Below are 1,999 nucleotides of genomic sequence, written 5' to 3'. Positions count from 1 at the left end.
GGTCGTGGCCGCGGACGACTGGCGGCCCGAGCGGCGCCAATCCCGCCGCGGTCGCCGACCAGGCCGCGGAGAGCCACCACGCCGCCTACGTCGCGGTCGGCGTGTGGCACGAGTTCCTCGTGACGGGCGACCAGGGCTTCACCACGGCGATGTGGCCGGCGGTGCGCGACGCGATCGGCTGGGTGCTCGGGCTGCAGGTGCCGCGCGGCGAGGTCGCCTGGGAGCGCGACGCGGCCGGGGAGCCCGGTGAGTTCGCGCTGCTGTCCGGCTGTTCCAGCATCCTGCAGGGGCTGCGCTGCGCGATCGCGCTCGCCGACCTGGCGGGTGAGCCGCAGCCCGACTGGGAGTTCGCCGCGGTCCAGCTCGGTCACGTGCTCGCCAGCCACCCTGAGGCGTTCGCGGACAAGAGCCGCTTCGCGATGGACTGGTACTACCCGGTGCTCGGCGGCGCGCTGCGCGGCGGCGCCGGCGCCGCGCGGCTGACGGCGGGCTGGGACACGTTCGTCGTGCCCGGCCTTGGCGTCCGGTGCGTCAGCGACCAGTCGTGGGTGACGGTCGCGGAGACCAGCGAGCTCGTGCTCGCGCTGGACGCCTGCGGCCTGCGCGCGCAAGCCGCAGAGCTGTTCGCCGTGACCGGCAGGCTGCAGCACGACGACGGTTCCTACTGGACCGGCTGGCAGTTCGCCAACGAGGCGCACTTCCCCGCCGAGCGGAGCAGCTGGACCGCCGCCGCCGTGGTGCTCGCCGCCGACGCGCTGACGGGGTTCAGCGGCGGCGCGGGGGTCTTCCGCGACATACCCGCCCCGCTCGACCTCGGGCCGCCGGCCGATCCAGAGGCCTGCGGCTGCGCCCCGGTGACCGTCACGCCCTGACGGAGGTTCGTTCCAGGACGCGCAGCGAGCCGACGCGGCGGACCTCGGTGAACGCGCCGGAGTCCAGGGCCCGCCGGTAAATCCGGAACGGCGCCTGGCCGCCCTCGGCGGGATCGGGAAAGACGTCGTGGATGGCCAGCGCGCCGCCCGGCGCCACCCAGGGCGCCCATCCCTCGTAGTCGGCCTGCGCGGTGGCGTCGGTGTGCCCGCCGTCGATGAACAGCATGCCGAGCGGCGTCCGCCACAGCCGCGCCACGTCCGCGGACCTGCCGACGATCGCGACCACGTCGTCCTCGACGCCGGCCGCGGCCAGCGTGGCCCGCAGCCGGGGCAGCGTGTCGAGCCGGCCGGTCACCGGGTCGACCAGGCTGGCGTCGTGGTACTCCCAGCCGGGCTGGTGCTCCTCGGAACCCCGGTGGTGGTCCACGGTCACCACCTGCCGCCGCAGCCCGCGCGCCCGCGCGGCGCGCACCCCGGCGGCCAGGTAGATCGCCGACTTACCGCAGTAGCTGCCCAGCTCGAGCACCGGCCCGGCCGCCGCGTAGGCCTCCGCCGTCTCGGACAGCGCCAGCCCCTCAGCGGCCGGCATGAACCCCGTGGCGGCCGCCGCCGCCTTCAGCAGTTCCGCGTCCACCCGCGCTACATCCGGTTCAGCATCGCCAGCGCCAGCCGGGCCGACGGACGGCTGACCAGGTCAGAGAACGACATCTCGCTGCGGCACATCTTCACGAAAACGCGCCAGCCTTTCGGCGTGGCCAGGCCGGCGTGGAAGCTCCCCGCGTGCCTGGTGAACGCGGACAGCATCACCCGGCCTGCGCGCATCTCCGGCACCAGCGTCGCGCTGACCGCCGCCGGGTACTCCGCCAGCGAGGCTTCCTCCGCCGCGGGTGAGCCTGCCACCGCCGCCTTGGCGGCGGTCTCGCCGGCCAGCGCGCCGGACCGCAGCGCGAAGCTGATGCCCTCCCGGGTCCACGGTTCCAGCAGCCCAGCCGCGTCCCCGGCGACCAGCACCCGCCCGGTGCGCAGCGGGGAGTCATCGGCGCGGCAGCGGGTCAGGTGCCCGGAATCCCGCTCGGCCGGATAGCCAGCCAGGCCCAGGCGGCGGGTGAAGTCGCGGAGGTACTGGC

General features: G+C 75.3%; 2 protein-coding genes and 1 pseudogene. 1 reads left to right on the top strand and 2 read right to left on the bottom strand.

Going from position 1 to position 1,999, the window contains the following annotated elements; all coding sequences use genetic code 11:
- Nucleotides 1-872: prenyltransferase (locus tag WA805_RS02160; RefSeq protein ID WP_425241520.1), on the top strand; the 872-nt coding region annotated here is incomplete at its 5' end.
- On the opposite strand, the gene WA805_RS02155 is transcribed toward WA805_RS02160, so the two are convergent.
- On the bottom strand, nt 862-1,461 hold the full coding sequence (locus tag WA805_RS02155) for a class I SAM-dependent methyltransferase (RefSeq protein ID WP_425241521.1): 600 nt from the start codon (nt 1,459-1,461) through the stop codon (nt 862-864). The genes WA805_RS02160 and WA805_RS02155 overlap by 11 nt on opposite strands.
- Nucleotides 1,462-1,511: 50 nt before the next feature.
- A pseudogene (locus WA805_RS02150) lies at nt 1,512-1,999 on the bottom strand (hypothetical protein); the annotation flags it as partial.

This window comes from Trebonia sp. (assembly GCF_049794275.1).
In the GTDB taxonomy this organism is placed as follows: Bacteria; Actinomycetota; Actinomycetes; order Streptosporangiales; family Streptosporangiaceae; genus Trebonia.
Note: the sequence above shows the minus strand (reverse complement) of the source record. Positions and strands in the feature narration are given on the sequence as shown.

What these genes read in the sequence shown, in the direction of transcription:
- WA805_RS02155 (WP_425241521.1), bottom strand. Translation starts at nt 1,461, where the DNA reads ATGCCGGCCGCTGAGGGGCTGGCGCTGTCCGAGACGGCGGAGGCCTAC.